Source organism: Micromonospora sp. ATCC 39149 (genome assembly GCF_000158815.1).
GTDB lineage: Bacteria > Actinomycetota > Actinomycetes > Mycobacteriales > Micromonosporaceae > Micromonospora.
In genome coordinates, this window is sequence record NZ_GG657738.1 from 4843781 (window position 1) to 4863958 (window position 20178).

The window sequence follows — 20178 nt, forward strand, 5'->3', positions numbered from 1 at the left end:
AGACATCGCCGCTCGTCCCAGGGCTTGCGGCAAATGCCGGGCGTCCAGCCGAGCTCGTTCGTACGATCCCCGGATGCCCGACGCACCCTTCCGTTACCGGTCGTCCGACGAGGACAGCGCCCGCTGGACCGGCTTCCCGTACCGCGACGGCGACATCGTCGTCAGCACCCGGTCCAAGAGCGGCACCACCTGGATGCAGATGATCTGCGCCCTGCTGGTGTTCGGCACGCCCGACCTGCCGGCTCCGCTGTCGCGGCTCTCGCCCTGGCTGGACTGGCTGGCCGAACCCCGCGACGAGGTGTACGCCCGGCTCGCCGCCCAGTCGCACCGCCGGTTCGTCAAGACCCACACCCCGCTCGACGGGGTGCCGCTGGACGACCGGGCTCACTACGTGGTGGTGGCCCGGCACCCCCTGGACATGGCGGTCTCGCTCTGGCACCAGAGCGGCAACCTCGACCGGGCGCGGATGGCCGAGCTGACCGGTCAACCCGCCCCGGCGGGGCCGCCCGCCCCGCGTACCCCGCTGGTGGAGTCGTTGCGGCGCTGGGTGGGCCGCGAGGCCGACCCGCGCGCGGAGCTGGACTCGCTCCAGGGGGTGCTGTGGCACCTGGGCGACGCCTGGAACCGCCGCGACCGGTCCAACGTGACCCTGGTGCACTACGACGACCTGGTTGCGGACCTCGCGGGGCAGATGCGCGCCCTGGCCGACCGGCTCGGCGTCGAGGTGCCGGCCCCGCGCTGGCCCGAACTGGTCGAGGCCGCCACCTTCGACCGGATGCGTGAGCGGGCGGATCTCCTGGTCCCGGACCCGGCGGGCGTGCTGAGGGATCGGCACGCCTTCTTCCGGCGGGGCCGGTCCGGGCAGGGGCGGGAACTGCTCGACGAGGCGACGCTGGCCCGCTACCGGGCGCGGACCGCTGCCCTCGCCCCACCGGACCTGCTCGCCTGGCTGCACCGGGGCCGCTGAGCCGGCCGGGGTGGCCGCGAGGCGGCCCGAGTCCGTGATCGGACAGTGTCTCTCCAGCTCAGAGGCGTGATCAAATAGTCGATTGTCCATGATTGGACATTCGTGGGGGTTGTCTGGCGGTGGGGAGGGCGGATTAGTGTTTGCCTAGCAAAAGGTATTGATCAGATTGAAACACCAATTCACCTCTGATCACTACTTTTTCATCACATCCCTCTATTTGGTCGCCCGCCACCGGGCGGCCGCGAAGGAGCGCATCATGTCCGAGTCCAAGCAGCTCGCCGACCAGCCCGTCGCCAGCCCCGAGGCCGTCGCCGCGGCGGCCGCGCTGGCCGTCCCCGCCACGCTCTACGGAATGCCCCCGACCGCGCAGCTCTTCTTCGCGGTAATCAACTCCAACGGCTCACTGGTCCGCGGCTTCGGCACGGTCTCGTCGAGCCGCCTCGGTGTCGGGATCTATGAGGTCGTCTTCTCCCACGATCTGACCCGGTCCGCGTACATCGGGACCATCGGCCTGCCCGGCAGCGTCGGCGCCTCGCCCAGCGGCGAGATCGCCGTCGTCGGTCGCGCCGGTGTGCCCAACGGTGTCTTCGTCCAGACGTTCACCTCGGCGGGGGCACCCGCCGACCGGGCGTTCCACCTGGCCATCGCGTCCTGACCCCGCACCGACGCCCCGCTGAACCCGGCCCCCGTCGCAGCCCGCGGCGGGGGCCGGTCGGTGTCCACTCCGCGCGGGCCGGCCTCCCGTCCGGAAACGCCGGCTGCCCGCCAGGAAACGAGCGCACGGCGCCGCCGCGACCCGAAGGTCGTAACGTCGCCGCGCTCCGGCCGTCTCCCACCACCGCAGCCGTGCGGCGGTACGCCGGCGGGGACCTGGCCCGACCGGCCGGGTGCGCCGGTCGTGGCCTCGATGCCCCGTCCGGGCGGGCTCAAACCTCGGATCAGTGGGAAACTCCACGATCCGTCATTCCCGGCGTGACGCGGGGCGGGACCGGGTATGTGCGGGCCATGGAACATTTCACGATCGCGACCGTCGCCGAGAAGAGCCCGGATTTCCGGCGGGTGCTGTGGACCGGTGAGCACACCCAACTGGTGATCATGACGATCCCGCCGGGCGGCGAGATCGGCGAGGAGGTCCACGAGGGCATCGACCAGATCCTCACCTTCGTCAGCGGCACCGGCGAGGCCCGGGTCGCCGGCGAGAAGAAGGAGGTCGCCCAGGGCGACCTGGTGGTGGTGCCGGCCGGTACGAAGCACAACTTCGTCAACACCGGCCCCAACCCACTGGTGCTCTACACCGTGTACGGCCCGCCCGAGCACGCCGACCAGGCCGTCCACCACACCAAGGAGGAGGCAGACGCGGCGGAGGCGGCCGGCGAGGACGAGCCGCCGACCTCCTGAGCGCGGCGGGCCGCGGCTCCCTCCCCCGATGCCGGGTCGGGACCCGCCGCTGACTGATCCGGCCCGGCGTGGGTACCCCCGCCGGGTGGAACAGCCGCCGATCTCCGACTACGCGTTCCTGTCCGACTGCCGCTCCGGCGCGCTGGTGGGCCGGGACGGTTCGATCGATTGGTGGTGCCCGGACCGGTTCGACGGGACCGCCGTCCTCGGTCGGCTGCTGGATCCGGCGGCGGGACACTGGCGGCTCGCCCCGCTTGGGCCGTCACGGGTGCAGCGGGCGTACCGGCCGGACACGCTGGTGCTGCGTACCGTCCACCACACGCCCACGGGCAGCGTCGCGGTCACCGACGCCCTCGCTGCCGAGGTCGGCGCGCGCGGTCACGAACTGGGGATGAACTCTCCGGCCGTGCTGCTCCGGGTGGTCGAGGGGCTCACCGGCCGGGTTCGGATGGGTCTGGACCTCGCGCCGCGACCGGAGCACGGGTTGCTCACGCCGTACCTGCACGAACAGGCCGACGGCAGTGTCCTGGCCTCCGCCGGGCCGGTCGTCCTGGTGCTGGGCGGCACCGGCCCGGCCCTAAGCGCAGACCGCGACCGGGTCCGGCAGGAGTTCGCGGTCGCGGCCGGTCAGACCGTCGGCTTCACCCTGGCGTACGCCCCGACGTACGGCGACCAGCCGGTGCGCCTCGATCCGGTCGCCGCGCTCGACGACACGATCCGGGCGTGGGAGGCGTTCCGCGAGTCGCACCACTACGACGGCCGGTACGCCCCCCAGGTCCGGCACAGCGCGGTGGTGCTCACCGGCCTCACGTACGCCCGCAGCGGCGCGGTCGCCGCGGCGCTGACCACGTCGCTGCCGGAGCGCGTCGGCGGCGACCGCAACTACGACTACCGCTTCTCCTGGCTGCGTGACTTCTCGATGACGATGCGCGCCCTGTGGGTGGCGGCCTGCCCGGAGGAGGCGTCCAGACTGTTCGCCTGGGCGGCCCGCTCGATCGGCCGCATCGGCGAGGCGCCGGTGCCCGTGCTGTTCGGCCTGGAGGGGGAGCGGGACCTCTCCGAGCACGACTGCCCCCACCTGCGCGGGTACGCCGACAGCCGGCCGGTCCGGGTGGGCAACGACGCCTGGCGGCAGCGCCAGCTCGACGTGCCGGGCGAGGTGATCTCGGCGGTCTGGCGGCTGCACGACCAGCTCGGCGACGCACTCGACGAGGAACTGCGGGAGATGGTGGTCGGCCTCGCCGAACAGGTCGCCGTGACTTGGCGGCTGCCGGACCGGGGAATGTGGGAGACCCGCGAGGCCGAGCGGCACTACCTGTCGTCCAAGGTGCTCTGCTGGGTGGCGCTGGACCGGGCGGTGGCGCTGGCCCCCCGGCTCGGGGAGCGGGCCGACCCGCGCCGCTGGGCGGCGATCCGCGACGAGATCCGTGCGACCGTGCTCCGGGAGGGCTGGAACGAGCGGGTCGGCGCGTACACCGGGGCCTTCGGCTCGGCGGAGCTGGACGCCTCGGCGCTGTTCCTGCCGGTGGTGGGTTTCCTCGACGCGGGCGACCCCCGGATGCGCGCCACCATCGCGATGGTCGAGCACGAGCTGGGTGCCGGCGACGGGCTGGTCCGGCGCTGGTCCACGGATCCCGCCGGTTTCCTGCTCTGCTCGTTCTGGCTGGTGGAGTGCCTGGAACTGGCCGGCGAGCGGGACCGGGCCCGGCGGCTGTTCGAGCGGGTCCTCGGCCACGCCAACGACGTGGGGCTGTTCCCCGAGCAGATCGACCCCCACACGGGCGCCCACCTCGGCAACACGCCGCAGGCGCTGTCGCACATCGGGCTGATCAATTCCGCGTGGCGGCTCACCGACCCGACGACGGCCTGACCGGGCTGGCGTTGTTGGCAGGGGGCCCCTGCTCTAGCGAATGCGTTGACAAGGGGCCCTTCCTACCAGGGGGCGGTCAGGACACGACCGGGACCGCCGAGACGTCCACCGTCTCGGGATACTTCAGACCGGAGCCGGTGTTGAGCACCATCACCCGCTCGCCCGCCCTGATCCAGCCGCCCTCGCGCAGGTGCCGGGCGGCGGTCAAACAGGCCGCCCCCTCCGGGCAGAGCAGCAGCCCCTCGTCGACGCCGAAGTCCCGCAGGTCGGCCAGGATCTCCGCGTCGTCCACCGCGATCGCGGTGCCGGCGCTGGCCCGCAGCGCCTCCAGGATCAGCTCGTCGCCGAGCGGCGCCGGCACGGTGATCCCGTAAGCCACGGTGCGCGCGTCGGTCCACGGCCGCGCCCGGTCCTCCCCGGCGGCGAAGGCCCGCACGATCGGCGCGCAGCCGGTCGACTGCACGGCGACCAGCCGGGGTGGACGGTCGGTGATCCAGCCCAGCTCGCGCAGCTCGTGCATCGCCTTGTGGATGCCGATCAGCCCGACCCCGCCGCCCGTCGGGTAGACGATCACGTCCGGCACCTGCCAGCCGAGCTGCTCGACGATTTCGTACCCCATGGTCTTCTTGCCCTCCAGCCGGTAGGGCTCGCGCAGCGTGCCGGCGTCGAAGACCGCCCCGGCGGAGGACGCCACGAGCGCGGCGACGTGCCGGCCGGCGTCGCTGATCAGCCCGTCGACCAGGCGCAGGTCGCCCCCGGCGGCCAGCACCTCGCGTCGGCAGATGGCCGGCGCGTCCAGCGGCATCACGATTGTCGACGCGAGGCCGGCCCGGGCCGCGTACGTCGCCCAGGCCGCGCCCGCGTTGCCGTTGGTCGGCATGGCGATCCGGCGTACGCCCAGCTCCCGGGCCCGGCTCACCCCGACCGCGGCCCCCCGCGCCTTGAACGACCCCGTCGGGGTGAGCCCCTCGTCCTTGACGATCAGGTCCGGGATGCCGATCCGGGCCCCGTACGCCGGGGCGCGCAGCAGCGGCGTCCAGCCCTCGCCCAGCGTGGTGACGTGCCGGGGATCGGCCACCGGGAGCAGCTCCCGGTAGCGCCACAGGTTGGCCGGACGCAGCGTGAACCGCTCCGGGGTGACCGCGTCGGCCACCGCCGCGAGGTCGTAGCGGGCCAGCAGGGGCGAGCCGCAGCCGCAGAGGTTCTGCGGCTGCGTGGCCGGATACGCCCGGCCGCAGCGCGGGCACTCCAGGTGCGTCAGGTACACGATGCCTTCTTCCGCTTCGGCTCGGCCTCTCAGGTCGCGTCGATGCTCAGCCAGCGGCGGCTGCGCCGCCCCGGTTCGTACACCGAGTCCAGCCGCTTGGCCACCACCCCGGGCAGCCCCTGCTCGCGGGCCGCCCGCAGGGCCTCCGCCCCAGTGCCGGGGAACCACGGCGGAGTCTGCCAGTGCGGGCCGGCCAGGGCCAGGCCGTCGAGCAGTTCCCGGCGTCGCGCGTACGGCAGGTCGGTGCTCGGTGCGCCCTCCAGCCAGAGCAGGTCGACCAGCAGGTACTGCCCCACCGGGTCGGACCGCCGGCCGCCGCCGGGCCGGGCCGGGCGTACCCGCCCGCGCCGGTCGATGTCGACCAGCACGCCGTCCAGGACCGCCTCCGTCGGCGCCAGCTCCTCGGCCAGTTCCCGCAGCCAGGGGTACGCCCCGGTGACGTCCTCGCCCGAGTCGGCGAGCAGCCGCAGTCGGCCGCCGGAGACGTACGCCACCGCCCGGAGGCCGTCCCAGCGCGGCTCGTACCCCCAGTCGGCGGCGTCGCGCGGCAGCCCGGCGGCCCGGGTGGGGCGCATGGGGCGGACCAGCTCGGGCATGCTGCTCCAGCCCGGCGGGGCGGGGTCGGTGCGGCGGACCATCCAGTCCCGCCCGCCCGTGGCGAACAGCACGTACCGGCCGGCGGTGCGCCGCCCGTCGAGCACCACGACCACCTCGTCGTCGCGCCACTTCTCGCAGCGGTACGTCCCGGCATCATGGATGATCATTTTTCCGCCGCCGTACTCGCCGGCCGGGATCTCGCCGTGGAAGTCGAGGTACTCCATCGGGTGGTCCTCGGTGTGCACAGCCAGGTGGTTGCGGCCCGGCTCCCGGGGCAGGCCGCGCGGCACGGCCCAGGAGGCGAGCACCCCCTCGTGCTCCAGCCGCAGGTCCCAGTGCAGCCGGCGGGCGTGGTGCTGCTGGATCACGAACCGGGCCCCCCGCCCGTCGCCCCTGCCCCGGCGCGGGGGCCGCTGCGGCACCGGCTCGGGGGTCCGCTTCGCGTCCCGCCGGCGGCGGTACTCCTCCAGGCGGTCGGCCACACCCGCATTCTCCGTCGAACCGCGCCCACGCGCAGGCCGGCACGATGGACGGCCGCGCCCGGGTGGCATGACCGGCCGGATCAGGGGTAGAACAGCGGCCATGGACCCCCTCGACCAGCCCACCGTAGGGCTCCCCGGTGACGTGCGGATGCCGCTGCTCGGCTTCGGCACCTGGCAGGCCACCGGTGAGGCCGGATACGCGGCGGTGCTCGCGGCCCTCGACGCCGGCTACCGGCACATCGACACCGCCACCATGTACGGCAACGAGGCGGAGGTGGGGCGGGCGATCCAGGACAGCGGCCTGCGCCGGGAGGACGTCTTCGTCACCACGAAGCTGCCGCCGGAGCGGGTGGGCCGGGAGCGCGAGACGATCGAGGCCAGCCTGCGCGCCCTCGGCATGGACCACGTCGACCTCTGGCTGATCCACTGGCCGCCGTCCGCGCCCTCGGACAGCATCCCGATGTGGCGGGAACTGCTCGCCGCGCGGGACGAGAACCTGGCCCGCGCGGTCGGGGTGAGCAACTACGGCACCGCGCAGATCGACGAGCTGATCCAGGCCACCGAGGAGAACCCGGCGGTCAACCAGATCCGCTGGGGCCCGTCGCTGTACGACCGGCAGCGGCACGCCGAGCACCGGAACCGGGGCGTGGTGCTGGAGGGCTACAGCCCGTTCAAGACCACCGACCTGGCCGACCCGGTGCTGACCCGGATCGCCGCCGCGCACGACGTGTCGCCGGCCCAGGTGGTGCTGCGCTGGCACATCGATCACGAGATCGTGGTGATCCCGAAGTCGGTCACCCCGGAGCGGATCCGCGTCAACGCCGACATCTGGCACTTCTCGCTGACCGCCGGGGAGATGCGCGACATCGACGCCCTCGCCGGTTGACCCGGCCGGCGAGGTGGGGTGCGGCCCGCCGGGCCGCACCCCACTTCCGCGTTCAGGAACGGGTGCAGGACTGGCCGTTGAGGGTGAAGCTGGTCGGCGACGAGTACGTGCCGCTCAGCGAGCCCTGGTAGCCGAAGCTGACCGTGGCGCCCGGGGCGATCGTGCCGTTGTGGCTGATGTTGCGCGCCGTCACGGCCGATCCGCTCTGGGTCACGGTGGCGTTCCACGCGCTGGTGATCTGCTGCCCGGCCGGCAGGTTGTAGGCCATCGTCCAGCCGTTGATCGTCGACGAGCCCGTGTTGGTGACCTGCACGTCGGCGGTGAAGCCGTTGTTCCACGAGTTCGACGTGTACTTCACCGCGCAGCCGCCGGTGCCGCCGGGCGGGGGAGTGGTCGGCGGGGTGCCGGTGTTGACGCTCTGCGAGAAGTTCGTCACGGCCAGCCCGGCGCCACCCTGCCAGGGCTCGAAACCGGCCTGGATGCTGGTCAGGTACCAGGAGTTGGTGATGGCGCCACGGTTGCGGGTGTCGTTGATGAAGTCCAGCACGTTGAAGCTCAGGCTGGGGATCGCCGACGGCGAGAGGTAGGAGATCACGTTGTTGCTGCCGTTGCTGCCGCGCCAGACCTCCCAGCTCCGGCCGGCGATGTTGGCGGTGCCCACCGGGGAGCCGATCGGCTGGATCGAGCCCTGCCGGTTGAGCCAGATCATGATCTCCATCTGGTTCACGCCGTCCCGCTTCGGGCTCGGGTCGAGCCAGATGTCGTACGAGGCGTTGTAGGTGGCCCCGCTGACGTAGCGGTAGTTGATGCTGCTGGGCGCGCTGCTGATCCGGCTGACCTGCACCGGCAGGTTGGTCCCGGGCGAGCAGTTCGTGTAGTGGCAGCCGACGAAGATCGACGGGTACGCGGTCGGTGCGCCGTTGGTGGGGCTGCTGCCGTTCTGGGTGATGATCTCGAAGCCTGTGCTGGTGGCGTTGATGCACTGCTGGGCGGTGGTGCCCCAACGGTTGTTCTGCACGACGTACTTGCCGCCGATGACCGTCGAGCCGTACTGCTCGCAGATCAGGGTGTCGGCGGAGGCGGGACCGCCGAGGGCGACGGCGGCGATCGAGCCGGCCGCGAGGAGGCCGACGGCCGCGAGGGCGCGGAGTGGACGCTTCATGATGCTCCTTGGCTGCGACGGCGAACCGCCGGACGGGTCCGGAGGGCGGTGCGGGAGCGCTCCCACATCAGAGCGACACATTTACATATTTGAAATCATTGCGCAAACGAACCGGTTAAGTTGCGGGGGCGTGAGCGTTCGGCCCGTCGAACGGAGGTCACGTATCGCCGGTCAGCAGGGGCTGCCCCGTGCTCACCCGACCGGCCGCCTCGACCAGCGCCTCGGCCATCCGCGCCCGGGTCTGCGGCCCCAGCCGGGTGACCGGCGCGCAGAGCGCGATCGCCTCCGTCGCCGGGCGGTGCAGCGGCACCGCCACCGCGACCGCAGCCAGCCCCTGGTCGCACTCCTGCGCCTCCGCCGCCCAGCCCCGCGCGCGCACCGCCGCCAGCTCGGCGCGCAGCCGTGCCGGCCCGGTCACCGTGCTCTCCGTCCGGGCCGGCAGTGGCCAGCTCAGCAGCCGGTCCACCGCGTCGTCCGGCCGCTGCGCCAGCAGCGCCCGCCCGGCCGCCGTGGCGTGCGCCGGCAGGCGGCAGCCGATCGGGTGGTACGCGCGCAGCGCGTGCGGCGACTCCCGTCGGGCCAGCAGCACCACCGACCCGCCGTCCAGCCGGAACAACTGGGCGGTCTCGGCGAACCGGGTCGCCAGCCGGTCGAGTATGCCGCCCAACAGGCCCGCCGCCCCGTCGAGGCCCAGGTACGCCGCGCCGACCTCGAGGGCCCGGACGCCGAGCGCGAACCGGGCGCCAGCGTCGTCCGTCTCCACCCAGCCCCGGGCGAGCAGGGTGCGCAGGAGCGCGTGCAGGCTGCTCTTGGGGATGCCGAGCGCCCGGCTCAGCTCGCCCAGCGGGCGCGGGCCACCGCCGGCCGCGAGCGCCTCCAGCACGTCAAGCGTGCGGCCGGCGGACTTCACCGCCCGGTGCGCGTCGGCCGCCGTCACGCCGAACATTTTAGTGGGCGTCGATGAATTGGGGCCACTCGTGGAACGTTGTTCAACACCCGGAACAACTTTTCCGCCGGGCCGGACCAGCAGCCGGTGCCCCTCCGGCGGTCGACGCAACCCGTCGAGGGGTGACCCGCCCGAGACGAACGGCCCTGGCGTGCCTCGATCGCACCGAGTAGTGTCTTGCCTCCAACGCGTGCCGCACCCCCCGGAGGCGTACACCACGATGGGTGGCTCCCCCCTGCGCATCCTCATCGTCGGTGCGGGCATCGCCGGTCTGGCTGTGGCCCGGGCACTGCGGAGGGTGGGTCTCCGGCCCGAGGTGACCGAGCGACTGCCGGCGTCGGCCCTCGCCGACACCGGCCTCTACCTGCCCGGCAACGCGGCCCGCGCGCTGCGCGGGCTGGACCTCGACGGCCCGGTGCGTCCCCTCGGGCAGATCATCCGCCGGCAGTGCTTCCTCGACGCCGCCGGCGCACCGCTCTGCGAGGTCGACCTGGACTCGCTGTGGGCGGGCGTCGGCGAGTGCCGCGCGTTGCCCTGGTCCGAGCTGCACCGGGTGCTCCTCACCGGTGCCGGCGGAGAGGTCCGCCACGGCGTCGAGGTGCGAGAGGTCGAGCTGCTGCCGGCCGCCGTCGGCATCACCTTCACCGACGGCGCGACCGCCGAGTACGACCTGGTGATCGGCGCGGACGGCCCCCGCTCGTCCGTCCGCGCCCTGGCCGCGCTCGGCGGGGCGCCCCGGCCCGCCGGACACGTCGTGTACCGCGGCGTCGTCCGGGGCGGCCCGCCGGTCGCCGAGTGGACCGCGCTGCTCGGCCAGCGGGCCGGCTTCCTCCTGGTGCCGCTCGGGGCCGGCCGGCTCTACTGCTACGCCGACGAGGCGGGCACCACGCCGCCCGCCGACCCCCTCGCGCGGCTGGCAGAGCTGTTCGGCTCGTACGCCGGGCCGGTGCCCGAGGTGCTCGACGCGCTGGAACAGGTGCACGTCGGCATCGCCGAGGAGGTCGAGTTGGGGCGGTGGTCCCGGGGGCGGGTGCTGCTCGTCGGCGACGCCGCGCACGTGACCGCGCCGACCCTGTCGCAGGGCACGGCCATGGCGCTGGAGGACGCCGTGGTGCTGGCCGAGTCGCTGACCTCCACCGACACCGTCGAGGCGGCCCTCGTCGCGTACGAGAGCCGCCGCCGCCCGCGTACCCGATGGGTGCGCGACCGGACCCGGGACCGCAACCGCACGCGGGACGTGCCGCCGGCGCTGCGCGACCCGTTGTTGCGCGGGCGCGGCGGACAGATCTTCGGTGCGCACTACCGGATGTTGATCGACCCGGCGTGAGCGCCGGGCGGGTCGGGGGGTGATCGTAGCCGCCCACCCCACGCAGGACCCCCACCTGCCGGGGACTATCCTCCTTGCGGATGACGGCTCGCAGATAACCAGGCGCGCCGAGCGGGACAACCCAGAACCGGAGGCCATTCGTGACCACCGTCGCACCCAAGCCGGTCGTGACCCGGCCCTGGCCGGTCCGAGAGCCGGTCAAGGGGTCGGCACTCGCGCGGCTGCTGCGCACCACGGACGCGAAGCAGATCGGGATCATGTATATGGTCACCGCGTTCGCGTTCTTCATGATCGGCGGCCTGATGGCGCTGATCATGCGGGCCGAGCTGGCCCGCCCCGGGCTGCAGTTCCTGTCGCCGGAGCAGTACAACCAGCTGTTCACGATGCACGGCACGATCATGCTGCTGTTCTTCGCGACGCCGATCGTGTTCGCCTTCGCGAACTACGTGGTGCCGCTCCAGATCGGCGCGCCGGACGTGTCGTTCCCCCGGCTGAACGCCTTCGCGTACTGGCTCTACCTGTTCGGCGGCACGATGGCGACCGCCGGCTTCATCACCCCGGGTGGCGCCGCCGACTTCGGCTGGACCGCGTACACCCCGCTGAGCACCGCCGAGCACTCGCCGGGTGTCGGCGCCAACATGTGGGTCGTCGGCCTGGCCGTCTCCGGTCTGGGCACCATCCTCGGCGCGGTCAACCTGATCACCACGATCCTGACCCTGCGCGCCCCCGGCATGACCATGTTCCGGATGCCGATCTTCACCTGGAACATGCTGGTCACCAGCCTGCTGGCCATCCTGGTCTTCCCGCTGCTCGCCGCGGCGCTCTTCGCGCTCGCCGCGGACCGGCTGCTCGGCGCCCACGTGTACGACCCGGCCACCGGTGGGCCGATGCTCTGGCAGCACCTGTTCTGGTTCTTCGGTCACCCCGAGGTGTACATCATCGCGCTGCCGTTCTTCGGCATCATCACCGAGATCATCCCGGTCTTCTCCCGCAAGCCGATCTTCGGTTACAAGGGCCTGGTCGCCGCGACCATCGCCATCGCCGCGCTGTCGATGAGCGTGTGGGCGCACCACATGTTCGCCACCGGCCAGGTGCTGCTGCCGTTCTTCAGCTTCCTGAGCTACCTGATCGCCGTGCCGACCGGTATGAAGTTCTTCAACTGGATCGGCACCATGTGGCGGGGGCAGATCACCTTCGAGACGCCGATGCTCTTCGCGGTCGGCTTCCTGGTGACCTTCCTCTTCGGTGGCCTCACCGGTGTGCTGCTGGCCAGCCCGCCGCTCGACTTCCATCTGCACGACAACTACTTCGTGGTGGCGCACTTCCACTACGTGCTCTTCGGCACCATCGTGTTCGCGGTCTTCGGCGGCATCTACTTCTGGTTCCCGAAGATGTTCGGCCGGATGCTCGACGAGCGGCTGGGCAAGATCCACTTCTGGCTCACGATGATCGGCTTCCACACCACGTTCCTGGTGCAGCACTGGCTCGGCGCCGAGGGCATGCCGCGTCGGTACGCCGACTACCTGCCCGTCGACGGTTTCACCACGCTCAACATGATCTCCACCGTCGGCGCGTTCATCACCGGTATCTCGACCCTGCCGTTCATCTGGAACTGCTGGAAGTCGTACAAGACCGGCCCGGTGGTCGAGGTCGACGACCCGTGGGGTCACGGCAACTCGCTGGAATGGGCGACCAGCTCGCCGCCCCCGCTGCGCAACTTCGACCGGATGCCCCGGATCCGCTCCGAGCGGCCCGCGTTCGACGCGAAGTTCCCCGAGCTGGCCGCCGGCCAGAGCCTCGCCGGCCCGCCCGAGGGTGGCTCCAAGCCACTGACCAGCGAGTCCGACAACGGTGCCAGTTACCAGGAGGACACCGCAGGCAACCTCGACCAGCGCTGACCCACCGGTCGATCCGTACGACGGGCACCGCACCCCCACCGGGGCGCGGTGCCCGTCGCCGTCCAGCCCACCGCGCCCGCCCCGGCGGCCCAGGCGGATTGCCCGGAGCCGGTCACGGTCGCGCCCCGGCCCCCCACCTCGCGCCCCGCAGACGCCGCGCTCGGTGGGTCAGCCGGTGACGGCGGCAGCCGGATCGGGCTGCGGCACGGGGGTGCCCGACCGGTCGGCGGGACGATCGGCCGCGCCTTCGACCTGGGCAGCCAGGGCGGTGACCGGGGCGGGGCGGCGGCGCAGTTCGGTGGGGAACACGGCGGCGGCCACCAGCAGCCCGATCGCGCCGGTGACCACGAAGCCCCACAGCGGGGCGGACACGTCGATGACCGCGCCGGCCAGCGGAGCGCCGAGGGCGATGCCGACGGTCACCGCCGAGCCGTGCAGACCCATCGCCTCGCCCCGAACGGTGGCCGGGACGAGCCGGCTGACGGCGTCGGCAGTCGCGGCGAGCGTCGGCGCGCAGAGCATCCCGGCCGGGACCAGGGCGAGGCAGAGCAGCCACCAGTGCGCACCCCCCAGCCCGACGGGGATGGTGCACAGGCTCAGCACGGCGACCAGGGCCAGGGGCGAGACCGGGCGGCTGACCGCGCCGTACGCGAAGCCGCCGACCAGCGACGCGACCGCCCACGCGGCGAGCACCACGCCGGTCCAGCCGACCTCGCCGCCGGCCCGCAGCACGGCGACCACCGCGACGTCGGTGCCCCCGAGCACCAGGGTCGTGGCGAGGCTCACGGCGAGGACGGCGACCAGCCTCGGGGTCAGCCACTCCCGGCGGGGCACCCGCCGCCGCTGCGGTTCCGGCTCGCCGGCGGCGCGGGTGGGCGGGTCCAGCAGCCAGAGGGTGGTGCCGGCGGCGACGATGCCCGCGCCGACCGCGTAGAGGGTGGCCCGGGCGGACACGGCGGTGGACAGGGCCACGGCGAGGGCCGGGCCGACCATGAACGACAACTCCACCGACATCGAGTCCAGCGCGTACGCAGGGCGGCGGTGCTCCGGCGGCACGAGCGCGGCGATGGACTGGCGGACCACCGAGAAGATCGGCAGGGCGAGCAGGCCGGCGACGAACGCTGCGGGCAGCAGCAGCGGGTACGGCAGCGCCGGTGCGGTGAACCAGAAGATCGCCTCGGCGACGGTGGTCAGGGCGAGCACCGGCCGCAGGCCGCGCCGGTCGACCAGCCGGCCGAGCAGCGGGCCGCCGAGCGCCGCGCCGACGGTCATCGCGGCCCCGACCAGGCCGGCTGCGCCGTAGCCCCGGCCGAGGTCGAGCACCACGTAGAAGGTGATGGTCACCCCGGTCGCGGTGAGTGGGATGCGGGCGAGCACGGACACCAGCAGCAGCGGCCGGAGCCCGGGCAGGGCGAGCGCCTGCCGATAGGGCTTCATGTTCACGACGGTCGGGCACCTCCGCCCGACATCCTCGACCGGGGGTACGACACCCGCCACCGGTTTACGCTCAGGTGGCCTTGATCACCGGCGCGCCGCTCATCGCCACCCCGGCGCCCTCCATCGCCCGCAGGGCCACGTCCAGCGTCGCGGGCGCCACGGCGGCGGTGAGGTCGAGCAGCACGGTGGTGGCGAATCCCTCCCGGGCGGCGTCCAGCGCCGTGGCCCGGACGCAGTGGTCGGTGGCGATGCCGACGATGTCCACCCGGTCCACCCCGCGGGCGCGCAGCCAGTCGGCGAGGCACTCGCCGTCCCCGGCGTGCCCCTCGAAGCCGGAGTACGCCGCCGCGTGCTCGCCCTTGTGGAAGATCGTCTCGATCCGGCCGGTGGCCAGCTCGGGGTGGAACTCCGAGCCGGAGGTGCCGACGACGCAGTGCGCGGGCCAGGAGTCGACGAAGTCCGGCGGGTCGCCGAAGTGCGCGCCCGGGTCCACGTGGTAGTCCTTCGTCGCCACCACGTGGTCCCAGCGGTTCGGCTCGGCGGCGAGCAGCCGGGAGATCCCCGCCGCGACGCCGGCGCCGCCGGCCACCGCGAGGGAGCCGCCCTCGCAGAAATCGTTCTGCACGTCGACGATGATCAGCGCGTTCGCCATGCCAGGGTGCTCCTCACGTTACGGGGCCAGCGGTGGGCCGGTGGCCGGTTCAGCCGGCGGGGACGACGGTCACCGGGACCGCCGGGTCGCCGGCGGAGAGCTTGAGACCCTCCCAGGGGATCGAGATCAGGCATTGCCGCAGGTGCTCCCGCGACTCGTCCAGCGTCGGCAGCCCGACCGGCTCGCCGCCGGCCACGTACGTCCGCTGGAGCAGCCGGTCGTGCGGCTGCCGGTCCGGTACGCCCTGCGGCACGATGACCTCCTCGGTCGCCGTGCCGGTCGGCTTGTGCCGGCGTACCGCGACCTTCCGGCCGCCGATGGTGGCCTTGTGCTCGGAGCGCTTGACCACCGGTCGCCCGGCCACCTCGACCAGTTTGTAGACCAGGCCGGCGGTGGGCGCGCCCGAGCCGGTGACCACCGCCGTGCCCGCCCCGTACATGTCGACGGGCTCGGCGGCGAGCGCGGCGATGGCGTACTCGTCGAGGTCGCCGGAGACGATGATCTTCGTCTCGGTGGCGCCGAGCGAGTCGAGCAGCTCGCGGGACTGCTGGGCGATCACCGCGAGGTCGCCGGAGTCGATCCGGATCGCCCGCAGCTCCGGCCCGGCCACCGCGATGGCGTTGCGGATGCCCTGGCTGATGTCGTACGTGTCGACCAGCAGCGTGGTGTCCTTGCCCAGCGTGGCAACCTGCGACGCGAACGCGGCCCGCTCGTCGTCGTGCAGCAGGGTGAACGCGTGCGCGGCGGTGCCGGCGGTCGGGATGCCGTAGCGCTGGCCGGCGGCCAGGTTGGAGGTGAACCGGAACCCGGCCAGGTACGCGGCCCGGGCCGCCGCCACGGCCGCCTCCTCGTGGGCCCGCCGGGAGCCCATCTCGATCAGCGCCCGGCCGCGGGCGGCGGTGACCATCCGGGCGGCCGCCGCGGCGACCGCGCAGTCGTGATTGAGCACCGACAGCACCAGCGTCTCCAGCACCACGCACTCGGCGAAGCCGCCGGAGACGGTGAGGATCGGCGAGCCGGGGAAGAACAGCTCGCCCTCGGCGTACCCCTCGACGTCGCCGGTGAACCGGTAGCCGGCCAGCCACTCGGCGGCGGCGTCGTCGACGACACCGGTGCGGCGCAGGAAATCGACCTCGTCGGCGGAGAAGCGGAAGTCGTGGATCATGTCGGTCAGACGGGCGGTGCCGGCCACCACCCCGTAGCGGCGCCCGGTGGGCAGCCGACGGCTGAAGACCTCGAAGACGCACGGACGGTCGGCGGTGCCGTCGTCCAGGGCGGCGCTGATCATGGTCAGCTCGTAGTGGTCGGTCAGCAGCGCGGGGCGAAGGGTGCTCACCCGCCCAGCCTAGAGTTCACCCTCCCGGCTCGCTTCCCCCTGCCCCGGGGAAGGACCCCAGGCATCCCGTTCCGCCGGCGGCCCGGCGGGTGATCCGGGCCCGTCCGGCGTTCCGGTTCATCGCTTCCCCGCGACCGGTGGCACGATGGGGGGCATGGCGGCTCCGCAGGTTGCGCCGGTCGAGACGCCGGACACCGAAGAGGTGCCGGTCTCCGACCGGCCATGGGTGACGATCGTGTGGGACGACCCGGTCAACCTCATGTCATATGTGACCTGGGTCTTCCAGAAGCTGTTCGGCTACAGCCGGGAGAGGGCCGAGAAGCTCATGCTGGACGTGCACCACAAGGGCCGGGCGGTCGTCTCCACCGGGGCCCGGGAGCGGATGGAGCACGACGCTGCGCAGCTGCACGCGTACGGGCTCTGGGCCACGGTGGAAAGGTCGTGAGCATGTTCCGTCGCCAGGGCGAGCGGTACGTCGCCACGCTCGTCGTGGACGAGGTGCGGGTGCTGCGCAAGGTGGCCACCGAGGTGGTGGGGCTGCTCACCGACGGCTTCGACCACACCGACCCGGTGGTGGGCCGGCTCTTCCCCGAGGTCTACCCGGACGATTCGGCCGGCACGGCGGAGTTCCGCAAGTACACCGAGGGCGACCTGAAGACCGGCAAGATCGACCAGGCCGGGGCGATCCTCGCCGCGCTGCCCGACTCCGCCGGTGGCGAGGTGCAGCTAGACGCGGAGGCGGCCGAGGCGTGGCTACGGGGCCTCAACGACGCCCGCCTGGCGATGGGCGTCCGGCTGGAGATCAAGGACGGCACCGACCTGGGCGCGGAGCTGGACGAGGCGGTCGCCGCCGATCCGTCGTCGAGCCGGGTGTTCCAGCTTTCGGTCTACGCCTACCTCGGGTATCTCCAGGAGTCCCTGCTCAACGCCATGCTCGACTGAGCGTGACCGGCACCACTTCGCCCCGGGCGTCGGCGAGGGCTAGGCTGGTCGGCGTGCTGAGCATCGACCGGTCGATCATCGACGCGATCGTCGCCCACGCGCGTCGGGACCACCCGGACGAGGCGTGCGGCGTGGTCGCCGGTCCCGCCGGCAGCGACACCCCGACCCGGCACATCCCCATGGAGAACGCGGCCCGCTCCATGACGTTCTACGAGTTCGACTCGATGGAGCACCTGCGGGTGTGGCGGGAGATGGACGGCCGCGACGAGGAGCCGGTGGTCATCTACCACTCGCACACCGCCACGGAGGCGTACCCGTCCCGCACGGACATCTCCTTCGCCGGTGAGCCGGGGGCGCACTACCTGCTCGTCTCCACCCGCGAGCCCGATACCGAGGAGATCCGCTCCTTCCGGATCGTCGACGGCGTGGTGACCGAGGAGCCGGTGGAGATTGTGGACGCCGCCGTGGACCCGCACGCCGTCCAGTCCTACATGTTCGGGCAGAGCCCGGCGACGGTCGACTACGAGTGTTCCGACCGCTGACCCAGCGGCCCCGCAACATTCCCTCTCTTCCTGTCACCGTGCAGACCGCACACCCGAACAAGGAGTACGACATGGCTATCGAGGTTCGCATCCCCACCATCCTGCGCACGTACACCGGCGGCGCGAAGGTCGTCGAGGGTGCCGGCGACACCCTGAACGATCTGCTGACCGACCTGGACTCCCGGCACGGCGGCCTGCGGGCCCGCCTGGTCACCGACGCCGGGGCGCTGCACCGGTTCGTCAACGTCTACGTCAACGACGAGGACGTCCGCTTCCTCGGCGCGCTCGACGCCAAGCTCAACGACGGCGACAGCGTCACCATCCTGCCGGCCGTGGCCGGCGGCGCGTTCGGCTTCGCCGCGGCGGCGGCGATCGCCTCGCACAGTGCCGCGGCGATCGCCTCGCGCGCCTCGACCGCGCGCGTCGCCGCCCGCTGAGGCGGCCGGCGATGGCGCGGTACGACAGCCTGCTGGACGCCTGCGGCGGCACGCCCCTGGTGGGGCTGCCTAGGCTGTCGCCGGCGGTGCCCGAGGGGGCGCCGCCGGTGCGGCTCTGGGCGAAGCTGGAGGACCGCAACCCGACCGGCAGCATCAAGGACCGGGCGGCCCTGTTCATGGTGCGCCGGGCGGAGTCCGACGGCAGGCTGCGCCCCGGGGACACGATCCTGGAGCCCACCAGCGGCAACACCGGCATCTCGCTGGCCATGGTGGCCAAGCTGCGGGGGTACCGGCTGGTCTGCGTGATGCCGGAGAACGTCTCGACCGAGCGGGTCCAGCTCCTCCGGATGTACGGCGCGGAGATCATCTTCTCGCCGGCCGCCGGTGGCTCGAACCAGGCCGTCGCCACCGCCAAGCAGATCGCCGCCGAGCACCCCGACTGGGTGATGCTCTACCAGTACGGCAACGAGGCGAACGCCCGGGCGCACTTCGAGACCACCGGCCCGGAGCTGCTGGAGGACCTGCCCACGATCACCCACTTCGTGGCCGGGCTGGGCACCACCGGCACCCTCATGGGCACCGGGCGGTACCTGCGGGAGAAGGTCGACGGCATCCAGATCGTCGCCGCCGAGCCGCGCTACGGCGAGCTGGTCTACGGGCTGCGCAACATCGACGAGGGGTACGTCCCGGAGCTCTACGACGCCACCGTGCTGACCCGGCGGTTCTCCGTCGGCACCCGGGACGCCGTGCTGCGTACCCGGCAGCTCGTCGAGGTGGAGGGGATCTTCGCCGGCTTCTCCACCGGCGCGATCCTGCACGCCGCCCTGGCCGTCGCGCACGAGGCCGTCCGCGACGGCCGCCGCGCCGACGTCGCGTTCGTGGTCTGCGACGGCGGCTGGAAGTACCTGAGCACCGGGGCGTACGGCGGCACCCTCTCCGATGCCGAGGAGGCCCTGGAGGGGCAGCTCTGGGCCTGACGGCGGGCTGCCGCCGGGCTGGACGACCTACCCGCGACGCTGACGGGCCGTGACCGGGTGGCCGGCGCGGCCCGTTCGTCGTCGCTGCCCGCCAGGCGGGCCGAGGGTGTCACGTTCGTGACAACTTCCAGCAGATGATTCTTGCGCCGGGGTGCGTCAGCGTAGGCTGCGCAGCGTGTCGTACGCGTCGGTAGAGATCATCGACAGAGCGGCGGCCGGCGTGGCGACTACGGTACGTGACGGCGAGACGACTTCATGCGACTGACCGTCCTCGGCTGTGCGGGGAGCTTCCCCGGCCCCGACTCCCCGTGCTCGGCCTACCTCGTCGAGGCCGAGGGTTTCCGGCTCCTGGTCGACTTCGGCTCCGGCGCGCTCTCCACCCTCCAGCGCTACGCCGGGCTGCACGCCCCGGACGCCATCATCCTCACCCACCTGCACTGCGACCACATGCTCGACGCCGCGTCGTACGTGGTGGTGCGGCGGTACGCCCCGGACGGTCCGTACCCGGCCCTGCCGGTGTACGCCCCCTCCGGCGCGCCGGACCGGCTCGCCCTGGCCTACGGCCAGGAGGACAGCACCGTCGAGGACGTCTACCAGTTCTACGGCCTCCAACCCGGCACCTTCCCGATCGGCCCGTTCACCGTCACCGTCGACCGGATGAACCACCCGGTCGAGACGTACGGGGTGCGGCTGGAGCACGACGGAAGGGTGCTCTGCTACTCCTCCGACACCGCGCCCTGTGAGGCGCTGCTGCGGCTGGCCCAGGACGCCGACGTCTTCCTCTGCGAGGCCAGCTACCTCGACGGGGTGGAGAACCCACCTGACCTGCACCTGACCGGCCGGGAGGCCGGCGAGGCGGCCACCAAGGCGGGCGTGGGGCGGCTGCTGCTGACCCACCTGGTCGCCGCGTGGGGCAGCGAGGCGCTCACCGTCGAGGCGGCCGGCACGGCGTACGAGGGGCCGCTGGAAGTGGTCCGCGCGGGCGCCTGCTACGACGTCTGACCCGACGGGCGGTCCCGCCGCCGGGTTGTGCCGCACTGTTCGCCGATCCGTCA

Annotated in this window: 20 protein-coding genes; 13 read left to right on the forward strand and 7 right to left on the reverse strand. The window is 72.8% G+C overall.

Annotated features, from left to right (window positions below):
* Window positions 1-73: 73 nt before the first annotated feature.
* The 4 genes from MCAG_RS21135 (at window position 74) to MCAG_RS21150 (ending at window position 4235) form a co-directional block, all read left to right on the forward strand.
* Window positions 74-967 carry a sulfotransferase domain-containing protein gene (locus MCAG_RS21135; RefSeq protein WP_007075019.1) on the forward strand — a complete coding sequence of 298 codons (894 nt, stop codon included), beginning with the start codon at window positions 74-76 and terminating at the stop codon, window positions 965-967.
* 256 nt (window positions 968-1223) lie between these two features.
* On the forward strand, window positions 1224-1622 hold the full coding sequence (locus MCAG_RS21140; protein ID WP_050778029.1) for a hypothetical protein: 399 nt from the start codon (window positions 1224-1226) through the stop codon (window positions 1620-1622).
* Window positions 1623-1972: 350 nt separating this feature from the next.
* Window positions 1973-2365 carry a cupin domain-containing protein gene (locus tag MCAG_RS21145; protein WP_007075021.1) on the forward strand — a complete coding sequence of 131 codons (393 nt, stop codon included), beginning with the start codon at window positions 1973-1975 and terminating at the stop codon, window positions 2363-2365.
* Between the two features lie 85 nt (window positions 2366-2450).
* Entirely contained in the window at window positions 2451-4235 is a 1785-nt protein-coding gene (locus MCAG_RS21150; RefSeq protein ID WP_007075022.1) for a glycoside hydrolase family 15 protein, read from the forward strand.
* Between the two features lie 76 nt (window positions 4236-4311).
* Here MCAG_RS21150 and MCAG_RS21155 read toward each other — a convergent pair whose 3' ends face one another.
* Window positions 4312-5502: a threonine synthase gene (locus MCAG_RS21155; RefSeq protein WP_036374560.1), complete on the reverse strand. Its 1191-nt coding sequence runs from the start codon at window positions 5500-5502 to the stop codon at window positions 4312-4314.
* Between the two features lie 29 nt (window positions 5503-5531).
* A complete protein-coding gene (locus MCAG_RS21160; RefSeq protein WP_007075024.1) occupies window positions 5532-6581 on the reverse strand; it encodes a DNA polymerase ligase N-terminal domain-containing protein in 1050 nt (349 codons plus the stop codon).
* 100 nt (window positions 6582-6681) lie between these two features.
* Here MCAG_RS21160 and MCAG_RS21165 point away from each other — a divergent pair, with 100 nt between their 5' ends.
* A complete protein-coding gene (locus tag MCAG_RS21165; protein WP_036374562.1) occupies window positions 6682-7467 on the forward strand; it encodes an aldo/keto reductase in 786 nt (261 codons plus the stop codon).
* 52 nt (window positions 7468-7519) lie between these two features.
* Here MCAG_RS21165 and MCAG_RS21170 read toward each other — a convergent pair whose 3' ends face one another.
* Together MCAG_RS21170 and MCAG_RS21175 are read right to left on the reverse strand one after the other, a co-directional pair.
* Complete coding sequence (locus MCAG_RS21170; protein ID WP_007075026.1) at window positions 7520-8629, reverse strand: cellulose binding domain-containing protein; 1110 nt, start codon at window positions 8627-8629, stop codon at window positions 7520-7522.
* A 157-nt stretch (window positions 8630-8786) separates the two neighbouring features.
* A complete protein-coding gene (locus MCAG_RS21175; RefSeq protein ID WP_050778030.1) occupies window positions 8787-9575 on the reverse strand; it encodes an IclR family transcriptional regulator in 789 nt (262 codons plus the stop codon).
* Between the two features lie 220 nt (window positions 9576-9795).
* Between MCAG_RS21175 and MCAG_RS21180 the strand changes: the two genes are divergently transcribed.
* The gene (locus tag MCAG_RS21180; RefSeq protein ID WP_007075027.1) at window positions 9796-10902 is read left to right on the forward strand and encodes an FAD-dependent monooxygenase; all 1107 of its coding nucleotides are present in this window, start codon (window positions 9796-9798) and stop codon (window positions 10900-10902) included.
* Between the two features lie 140 nt (window positions 10903-11042).
* Complete coding sequence (gene ctaD / locus MCAG_RS21185) at window positions 11043-12800, forward strand: cytochrome c oxidase subunit I (RefSeq protein WP_007075029.1); 1758 nt, start codon at window positions 11043-11045, stop codon at window positions 12798-12800.
* 168 nt (window positions 12801-12968) lie between these two features.
* Here the strand turns inward: ctaD and MCAG_RS21190 are convergent, their stop codons facing one another.
* The 3 genes from MCAG_RS21190 to MCAG_RS21200 all read right to left on the reverse strand — a co-directional run bounded on the left by MCAG_RS21190 (window position 12969) and on the right by MCAG_RS21200 (window position 16225).
* Window positions 12969-14237, reverse strand: a complete 1269-nt coding sequence (locus MCAG_RS21190) for an MFS transporter (protein ID WP_007075030.1) — start codon at window positions 14235-14237, stop codon at window positions 12969-12971.
* 70 nt (window positions 14238-14307) lie between these two features.
* Window positions 14308-14889 (reverse strand): isochorismatase family protein, encoded by a 582-nt coding sequence (locus tag MCAG_RS21195; protein WP_007075031.1) that lies wholly within the window; start codon window positions 14887-14889, stop codon window positions 14308-14310.
* Window positions 14890-14938: 49 nt separating this feature from the next.
* Window positions 14939-16225, reverse strand: a complete 1287-nt coding sequence (locus tag MCAG_RS21200) for a nicotinate phosphoribosyltransferase (protein ID WP_007075032.1) — start codon at window positions 16223-16225, stop codon at window positions 14939-14941.
* Between the two features lie 154 nt (window positions 16226-16379).
* Between MCAG_RS21200 and clpS the strand changes: the two genes are divergently transcribed.
* The 6 genes from clpS to MCAG_RS21230 all read left to right on the forward strand — a co-directional run bounded on the left by clpS (window position 16380) and on the right by MCAG_RS21230 (window position 20125).
* Window positions 16380-16670 carry an ATP-dependent Clp protease adapter ClpS gene (gene clpS / locus MCAG_RS21205; RefSeq protein WP_007075033.1) on the forward strand — a complete coding sequence of 97 codons (291 nt, stop codon included), beginning with the start codon at window positions 16380-16382 and terminating at the stop codon, window positions 16668-16670.
* Window positions 16671-16672: 2 nt separating this feature from the next.
* On the forward strand, window positions 16673-17167 hold the full coding sequence (locus MCAG_RS21210; RefSeq protein ID WP_198141764.1) for a DUF2017 domain-containing protein: 495 nt from the start codon (window positions 16673-16675) through the stop codon (window positions 17165-17167).
* 53 nt (window positions 17168-17220) lie between these two features.
* Window positions 17221-17709 carry a Mov34/MPN/PAD-1 family protein gene (locus MCAG_RS21215; protein WP_007075035.1) on the forward strand — a complete coding sequence of 163 codons (489 nt, stop codon included), beginning with the start codon at window positions 17221-17223 and terminating at the stop codon, window positions 17707-17709.
* 71 nt (window positions 17710-17780) lie between these two features.
* Window positions 17781-18146: a MoaD family protein gene (locus MCAG_RS21220; protein ID WP_007075036.1), complete on the forward strand. Its 366-nt coding sequence runs from the start codon at window positions 17781-17783 to the stop codon at window positions 18144-18146.
* A gap of 11 nt (window positions 18147-18157) precedes the next feature.
* A complete protein-coding gene (locus MCAG_RS21225; protein WP_007075037.1) occupies window positions 18158-19123 on the forward strand; it encodes a PLP-dependent cysteine synthase family protein in 966 nt (321 codons plus the stop codon).
* Window positions 19124-19378: 255 nt separating this feature from the next.
* On the forward strand, window positions 19379-20125 hold the full coding sequence (locus MCAG_RS21230) for an MBL fold metallo-hydrolase (RefSeq protein WP_007075038.1): 747 nt from the start codon (window positions 19379-19381) through the stop codon (window positions 20123-20125).
* The last annotated feature ends 53 nt before the right edge of the window (window positions 20126-20178 follow it).

Excerpts from the sequence above, each read along its gene's own strand:
- MCAG_RS21135 (WP_007075019.1), top strand. The coding sequence starts at position 74 with ATGCCCGACGCACCCTTCCGTTACCGGTCGTCCGACGAGGACAGCGCC.
- MCAG_RS21140 (WP_050778029.1), top strand. The coding sequence starts at position 1,224 with ATGTCCGAGTCCAAGCAGCTCGCCGACCAGCCCGTCGCCAGCCCCGAG.
- MCAG_RS21145 (WP_007075021.1), top strand. The coding sequence starts at position 1,973 with ATGGAACATTTCACGATCGCGACCGTCGCCGAGAAGAGCCCGGATTTC.
- MCAG_RS21165 (WP_036374562.1), top strand. The coding sequence starts at position 6,682 with ATGGACCCCCTCGACCAGCCCACCGTAGGGCTCCCCGGTGACGTGCGG.
- MCAG_RS21170 (WP_007075026.1), bottom strand. The coding sequence starts at position 8,629 with ATGAAGCGTCCACTCCGCGCCCTCGCGGCCGTCGGCCTCCTCGCGGCC.
- MCAG_RS21175 (WP_050778030.1), bottom strand. The coding sequence starts at position 9,575 with ATGTTCGGCGTGACGGCGGCCGACGCGCACCGGGCGGTGAAGTCCGCC.
- MCAG_RS21180 (WP_007075027.1), top strand. The coding sequence starts at position 9,796 with ATGGGTGGCTCCCCCCTGCGCATCCTCATCGTCGGTGCGGGCATCGCC.
- MCAG_RS21190 (WP_007075030.1), bottom strand. The coding sequence starts at position 14,237 with ATGAAGCCCTATCGGCAGGCGCTCGCCCTGCCCGGGCTCCGGCCGCTG.
- MCAG_RS21195 (WP_007075031.1), bottom strand. The coding sequence starts at position 14,889 with ATGGCGAACGCGCTGATCATCGTCGACGTGCAGAACGATTTCTGCGAG.
- clpS (WP_007075033.1), top strand. The coding sequence starts at position 16,380 with ATGGCGGCTCCGCAGGTTGCGCCGGTCGAGACGCCGGACACCGAAGAG.
- MCAG_RS21210 (WP_198141764.1), top strand. The coding sequence starts at position 16,673 with ATGTTCCGTCGCCAGGGCGAGCGGTACGTCGCCACGCTCGTCGTGGAC.
- MCAG_RS21220 (WP_007075036.1), top strand. The coding sequence starts at position 17,781 with ATGGCTATCGAGGTTCGCATCCCCACCATCCTGCGCACGTACACCGGC.
- MCAG_RS21225 (WP_007075037.1), top strand. The coding sequence starts at position 18,158 with ATGGCGCGGTACGACAGCCTGCTGGACGCCTGCGGCGGCACGCCCCTG.
- MCAG_RS21230 (WP_007075038.1), top strand. The coding sequence starts at position 19,379 with ATGCGACTGACCGTCCTCGGCTGTGCGGGGAGCTTCCCCGGCCCCGAC.